This window comes from Burkholderia sp. LMG 13014 (assembly GCF_905232215.1).
Lineage (GTDB): Bacteria > Pseudomonadota > Gammaproteobacteria > Burkholderiales > Burkholderiaceae > Burkholderia.
The window spans coordinates 1-6,729 of record NZ_CAJNKE010000328.1 but is presented as its reverse complement, the minus strand read 5'-3'; the positions used below and the strand labels follow the sequence as shown (position 1 = coordinate 6,729).

General features: G+C 68.2%; 7 protein-coding genes and 1 riboswitch. Of the genes, 5 read left to right on the top strand and 2 right to left on the bottom strand.

From position 1 onward, the window contains the following. The 5 genes from JYJ84_RS24940 to JYJ84_RS24920 form a co-directional block, all read left to right on the top strand. On the top strand, positions 1-565 hold a 565-nt coding region (locus JYJ84_RS24940), incomplete at its 5' end, for a substrate-binding domain-containing protein (RefSeq protein ID WP_205189571.1). Between the two features lie 180 nt (positions 566-745). Then, positions 746-1,780 carry a xylose isomerase gene (locus JYJ84_RS24935; protein WP_175221651.1) on the top strand — a complete coding sequence of 345 codons (1,035 nt, stop codon included), beginning with the start codon at positions 746-748 and terminating at the stop codon, positions 1,778-1,780. A gap of 39 nt (positions 1,781-1,819) precedes the next feature. Then, positions 1,820-2,647, top strand: coding sequence for a TIM barrel protein (locus JYJ84_RS24930; RefSeq protein ID WP_175221650.1), 828 nt, complete (start codon positions 1,820-1,822; stop codon positions 2,645-2,647). Between the two features lie 71 nt (positions 2,648-2,718). Then, positions 2,719-3,705 carry an inositol 2-dehydrogenase gene (gene iolG, locus JYJ84_RS24925; protein WP_174955557.1) on the top strand — a complete coding sequence of 329 codons (987 nt, stop codon included), beginning with the start codon at positions 2,719-2,721 and terminating at the stop codon, positions 3,703-3,705. Between the two features lie 190 nt (positions 3,706-3,895). Then, positions 3,896-4,582, top strand: coding sequence for an HAD family phosphatase (locus JYJ84_RS24920; RefSeq protein WP_122946215.1), 687 nt, complete (start codon positions 3,896-3,898; stop codon positions 4,580-4,582). A gap of 100 nt (positions 4,583-4,682) precedes the next feature. Here the strand turns inward: JYJ84_RS24920 and ribB are convergent, their stop codons facing one another. Together ribB and JYJ84_RS24910 are read right to left on the bottom strand one after the other, a co-directional pair. Further along, positions 4,683-5,393 (bottom strand): 3,4-dihydroxy-2-butanone-4-phosphate synthase, encoded by a 711-nt coding sequence (gene ribB, locus JYJ84_RS24915; RefSeq protein WP_085042345.1) that lies wholly within the window; start codon positions 5,391-5,393, stop codon positions 4,683-4,685. 118 nt (positions 5,394-5,511) lie between these two features. After that, positions 5,512-5,660, bottom strand: a riboswitch (FMN riboswitch). Between the two features lie 189 nt (positions 5,661-5,849). After that, positions 5,850-6,551 (bottom strand): helix-turn-helix domain-containing protein, encoded by a 702-nt coding sequence (locus tag JYJ84_RS24910; RefSeq protein WP_122946216.1) that lies wholly within the window; start codon positions 6,549-6,551, stop codon positions 5,850-5,852. Positions 6,552-6,729: the final 178 nt, after the last annotated feature.

Genomic DNA, 6,729 nt, shown 5'->3' with positions numbered 1-6,729 from the left:
GCACTTCGCGGGCATCGACAACTACCGGGCCGGGCGCACGGCCGGTTACTACATCGGCCGCCTGGCGGCACGCCCCGGCCGCGTGCTGCTGCTCGGCGGGCGCATGGGCTACCGCGCGCACGCCGACCGGATGGCCGGCTGCCGCGACCAGCTCGCCGAAGCGTTCGCCGCCGTCCGCTGCGACGACGAGCCGGTCGAGACGCTCGACCAGGACGACCGCTGCTACCGCGCGGTGACGAAGGCGCTGCAGGCGCACGACGACGTGGTCGCGATCTACAACAGCGGCGCCGGCTCGGCCGGCATCGAAGCGGCGCTGCGCAAGGCCGGCGCGGCCGGCCGGGTCGTGTGGATCGGCCACGAGATGATCGACCTGCACCGCACCTTCATCGAAGCCGGCGCGATGGACCTCGCGATCGACCAGGATCCGGACGGCCAGGTGATTTCCGCGCTGCAGCACGTGCTGCATGCGTGCGGGATCGTCGAACAGCCGCCGCCAGCCGACCCGGTCGAATTCCGCGTGTTCTGTCCGGCAAACGTGAGGACGAGCGCCTACCTGCCGGCCTGAATCCTGCCGCCTGGTGCGCTGTCTGTCGCGCCGTCTGCCGCACCGTCCGTCGCGCCGCATCCGCGTTGTAAAAAAATCGACCGCCGCATGGGCGATTTTTCGTCAACGTTTGTCATGCAGCCCGCGCCGCACCTCCGTACATTGGGCAGCCATTCCCATGACAACGGCGGACAGGAGACGATGGCTGAACCGATCCTCATCGGCGTGAACCTCGACGGCGTGCTCGAACACGACGGCCTGCCGTTGCCCGCGCCCGCCGAACGCTTCCGGAGAGTCGCCAGCGCCGGTGTATTCGACTACGTCGAAAAGAACCCGGCGCGCGGCGAAGACCTGTCGCCGTATTTCGCGCTGGCCGAACGCCATGCGCTGCCGATTCGCGTGATCGGCGGCATCTGGTGCGCGGGCCGCGACGAAGCACACGTGGCCGAGATCGTCGACGCGGGTGCGCGCTTCGGCAGCACCGTACTCAATTGCCAGCTGTACACGCATCATGCGGACGGCCATCCGCTGTCCGACCGCGAGGTTGCCGATTTCTACCTGCGCACTTACGAGCGCGGCGAGCCGGCCGGTTGCCTGCCGAGCCTCGAAGTGCACGTCGACATGTGGAGCGAGGATTTCAAGCGCATCGCGCGCGTCGCGCAGCATGTCGAGCGGGCCGGCGTGCCGTTCCGGATCACGCTTGATCATTCGCATCTGCTGTTCAAGATCGGCAATCGCGCCGAACTCGATGCATCGGGCATGCACGACGCGGCCGATGGCGGCCGCCGGTTGCTCGACCCTGTATCGCCCGACGCCCTCTACACCGACTGGATCGCACGCGGCTGGGTCCGCCATGCACATGCGCGCAGCGTGAGCCCGAACAATCCGGACAACCCATGGATGCGCCGCGCAGACGGCAGGCCCGGGCGCGGCATCCAGTATCCGTTCGTCGCGCCCGCGCCGGGCGCCTATCACGGCGCATGGCACGCGGCGGCGCTCGACACGTGGAAGGCCGCGCTGCGGCAACTGCTGCAATCGCAGGCCCACGCCCAGCCGGCGGGCGTCGAACAGATCAGCTGCGAGTTCATCCCGTTTCCCGACTACGGCGGCGGCGCACGCTATTCGATCTTCGACAACAACGTCGCGTGCGCGCACTGGCTGCGCGACACGTGGCATGCCCTCGCCGCGCCGCCGGCGAACCAGCCGGCAGCCGACCTCGCGCGCACCGGCGCCTGATTCGAACCTCGCCCCCACTCGAACCCCAAGGACAGAACGATGACGCAAGCCTTCCACTTCTCGCTGAACCGGATGAGCGCACCGCGCTTGCCGCTCGACCGTTACATCGCGCTGTGCAAGCGTCTCGGTGTCGACACGATCGAGATCCGCAACGATCTCGACGGCGTCGAGATCGCCGACGGCACGCCGGCCGCCGCCGTGCGCGCGACGGTCGAAGCCGGCGGCGTGACGATCCTGACGATCAACGCGCTGCAGCGCTTCGAGCAATGGAACGCCGAGCGCGCGGACGAGGCAACTGTGCTTGCCGACTACGCGGCGCAATGCGGCGCGCGCGCGCTGGTGCTGTGCCCGACCAACAGCCGGAGCGACACGCGCAGCGCGGACGTGCGCCACGCCGATCTCGTGAAGGCGCTGAAGGCGCTCAAGCCGATCCTCGACGCGCGCGGCCTGCTCGGCTTCATCGAGCCGCTCGGCTTCGAGGAATGCGCGCTGCGCCGCAAGTCGGATGCGGTGAAAGGCATCTACGACGCAGCGGGCGAGCAGGTGTTCCGGCTCGTGCACGACACGTTCCACCATCACCTGTCGGGCGAGGACATCTTCTTCCCGAACCTGACGGGCCTAGTGCACCTCTCGGGCGTCGAGGAAGACGACCTGCCGGTCGACCGGATGCGCGACGGCCATCGCGTGCTGGTCGGCGGCGCCGACCGGCTCGGCAATCTCCGGCAACTGCGCGAACTGCTCGCACGCGGCTACCGCGGCGCGTTCTCGTTCGAGCCGTTCGCAACTGAAATCGCCGAAGCCGACGACATCGAAGACCGGCTGCGGGCGAGCATCGACTACGTTCGCGGCGAACTAGCGGATCAATGACCGCCGCCACGGTGCATGGCCGACTCGAGCCGCGTGCCAACGGAAAACCACGAAATCAACAGGAGAACGGAATGATCGAATTCGCGTTGTTCGGCGCGGGACGGATCGGCAAGATCCACGCGGCGAATCTCGCGCGCCATCCGGGCGCGAAACTGAAGTACGTGGTCGACCGGCACGCGCCGTCAGCCGAAACCCTGGCCCACGCGCACGGCGCGCAGGTGGCCGACGTCGAGCGCGCGCTCGGCGATCCGGCTGTCCACGCCGTCGTGATCGCATCGAGCACCGACACGCATGCGGACCTGATCGTCGCGGCCGCGCACGCGGGCAAGGCCGTGTTCTGCGAGAAGCCCGTCGACCTGACCGTCGAGCGCTCGCGTGCGTGCGCGGACGCCGTCCGGCGTAGCGGCGTGACTTGCATGATCGGCTTCCAGCGCCGCTTCGACCCGACCTTCGCCGCGCTGAAGGCGCGCGTCGAGCGCGGCGAGATCGGTGCGCCGGAAATGCTGATCGTCACGAGCCGCGACCCGGGTGCGCCGCCCGTCGACTACATCCGCAGTTCGGGCGGCATCTTCAAGGACATGCTGATCCACGATTTCGACGTGTTCCGCTGGATCCTCGGCGACGAAGCGCAGACGCTGCACGCAACCGGCAGTTGCCTGACCGATCCGGCCGTGCACGACGCAGGCGACATCGATTCGACCGCCGTGACGATCCGCACGCGGCGCGGGCTGCTGTGCCAGATCAACACGTCGCGGCGCGCCGCCTACGGCTACGACCAGCGTTTCGAGCTGCTCGGCAGCAACGGGATGCTGCAGGCCGGCAACGTGCGGCCGACCGAGGTGAGCGCGTGGCTCGCGGGCGGCATCGCGACGGACGTGCCGGAGCCGTTCTTCCTCGAGCGCTACCGGCATGCGTACGCGGCCGAGATCGCGCACTTCGTCGACGCGCTGCGCGACGGCACACCGGTCAGGACGACGATCGATGACGGGCTCGCTGCGCTCGAACTGGCCGAGGCCGCGATGACGTCGTGGAAAACGGGGCGCGTAATCGAGCTGTAACGCAACCGCTGGCAAGCGGCGGCGAATCGTGCAAGCGAGCCGCCGCCGAACGATCTGCCGCCCCCTGGACGACAGGTTGCGAGCGCGCGGCCGCATCGGGAAAATTTGCCGAAGCGTCGCGCGGCATGCGCGTGAAAGCACGTATGATGGCGAATTGATCTGCGTTGCCGACATCCCGCTTTTCACCACCATGCTCGATCACCTCATCTGCGACTGCGACGGCGTGCTCGTCGACAGCGAAGTCATCGCCGACCGCGTGTTGCTCGACACGCTGTCCGCCACGTTCCCGAATCTCGATTTCGAAGCCGCCGCAAAGTCGGCGTTCGGCCAGCAGACGTCGCGCTTCCTGGCGGGAATCGAATCCCGCTTCGGGATCGAAATGCCCGCCAATTTCATCGAGATCATCGAGCACAACATCGAGAGCGCGCTGGCGCAGTCGCTCGCACCGATCACCGGCGTGCGCGACGCGTTGCTGAAGGTGAGCCTGCCGGTGGCCGTCGTGTCGAACAGCCGGCTCGTGCGCGTGCGCAGCTCGCTGAAGCGCGCGTCGCTCACCGAGATCTTCGGCGATCGCGTGTTCAGCTCCGAACAGGTGGCGCGGCCGAAGCCCTACCCCGACGTCTACCTGCACGCGGCGCACACGCTCGGCGTTGCGCCAGAGCGCTGCATCGTCGTCGAGGACAGCGTGTCGGGGTTGAATGCCGCGCGCGCGGCGGGCATGAAGACGATCGCGTTCGTCGGTGCGAGCCACATCCCCGACAACTACGCGGACGCGCTGCGCGCGATGGGCATCACGCGGATCATGCGCAAGATGGACGAACTGCCGACGCTCGTCGAAGCCGGCGTGCGCGGCGAATTCGGGGACGTACAGTCCTGACGGTTGTGCCGGTCCGATCACGCTGATCGGGCCGATCCGGCGTGCACCGGTTCACGCACGCCGTGCCACGGGCGCGCGAACGCGCCCGCTTTCCCTACGCTCAGGCCGGCTCGCAGCAGCGCTCGCGCGCGGCGGCCAGCGCCTCGCGGAACTCGACGAGTTCCGCGATCGTCAGCATCGGCAGCCCGTGCTGTTGAGCGAAACGCTCGACATCGTCGCCGCGCGTCATCGTGCCGTCCGGATTCATCAGCTCGCACAGCACGCCGGCCGGCTTCAGGCCCGCGAGGATCGACAGGTCGACCGTACCTTCGGTGTGACCGCGGCGTGCCAGCACGCCGCCCGGTTGCGCACGCAACGGAAACACGTGGCCGGGGCGCACGATGTCGTGCGGCTTCGCGCCTTCGGCGATCGCCGCGCGGATCGTCGTCACGCGATCGGCCGCCGATACGCCCGTATGCACGCCTTCGCGTGCCTCGATCGAGACGGTAAATGCGGTGCCGTTGCGGCTCTCGTTGGTCTGCACCATCGGCGGCAGCTCGAGCGCGCGCACCGTGTCGTCGGTCAGGCACAGGCACACGATGCCGCTGCACTCGCGAATCAGCAGCGCCATCGTCTCGGGCGTGATGCGCTCGGCGGCGACGATCAGGTCGGCTTCGTTCTCGCGGTCGTGGTCGTCCTGCAGCACGACCGCACGGCCTGCGCGCATCGCATCGAGCGCGGCGGCGATGCGCGGCGGCACCGGTTCGGAATCCAGCAACGGGAGATCGGCAAAGGCGTCGGCGGGTGCCGACGAAACGGACATCAAGGACATGTGAAACGCTCCTCGCAAAGACGATTTGGGCGAAAAACGTTTCAGGGCATTGCAAACAGACAGAACGACAACCCGCTTCGCACCCATCGCGAAGCGGCCCTGGCGGACATGACTATCTGCACATCTTCTCTCATCCGGACTATGACCGTCGGCTCTGGCATTCGACCAGATCTGCTGACCCCGCGCGGTTGCGCGGGCGCTCGCGGGCTCGCCGGCTTACGCCAGCCTACCGCCGGTGGGGAATTTCGCCCCGCCCTGAAGACGCACTGATTGCCGGATGGGCCAACCCCATCAACGGCGGGCCAAGCATACAACAGCTACGCGCGCGGCGCAGCGAAGACTACCTAAAACCTTACTGACGACTCCGTCTAACGGCATCGTCCGAACGGCCGACTGACGACCCGCGATCTCGCCCGAACGACGAGAACGCGGCCCGCTTCCGTGCAGCCTGTGCAATCAGCCGGCCGCGTGCGCAGCATGTGCCGCGTGCGCCGCGTCGGGCACGAGCCAGCGCGGCGGCACCTCGGGGCTCACCGTCACGCGAAACGCGCGCGCCTCGCTGTCGCCCGGGTTGCGCAGGCTGTACGGCTGGTCGGCATCGAACACGATCGCGTCGCCGGTCGCGAGCAACTGGCGGCGCTCATGCACGCTGACTTCGAGCGTGCCTTCGCTGACGACGAGGTTGACCGTCGTGCCGGGCGCGCGGCGTGCGCCGGGCTCCGTATGCAGCGGCGCGATCCGCAGCTCGTGGAACTCGGCCGCGGCCGGCTCGCCTTCCGGGTACAGCGCGCGCGCCGAGAAGCGGCCATTCGAGCTGACGACGCGCGACGCGCGCTCGGCCGCCAGATGCTCGAAGCCGTTCACCGCATGGCGGCGCAGGAATGCGGCGACCGATACCTTCAGCGCCGCGGCGATCTTGCAGAGCACCTTGATCGACGGCACGCTGCGCGCCGACTCGATCTGCGCGAGCATCGCGCGCGACACGCCGGACAGCCGTGCGAGCGCATCGAGCGACAACTGCCGCTCGGCGCGCAACCGCGCGAGGTTCACGCCGACGACCTGCTCGAGCACGTCGAGCGACGCGGAGGCCCGCGCATCGACGGCGTTGCCGGACTCGAAGGAAGACACGTCGCGCACGAGCGCCAGGGATGAAGACATAGCATTGCCTCCGGGCCGCCTGTGCAGCCCTGCGTATGGGGTAAGCCGGGATCGGAATCGGGTTGCGCCAGCAACGGCGCGTATCGAGACGCTATCACCCGGCCTGGCACCGGCAAACGAAGTTATCTTCACACCGTTATCAGCATCACGGAGGAATGCGTTCCTCGCGAACCCATTC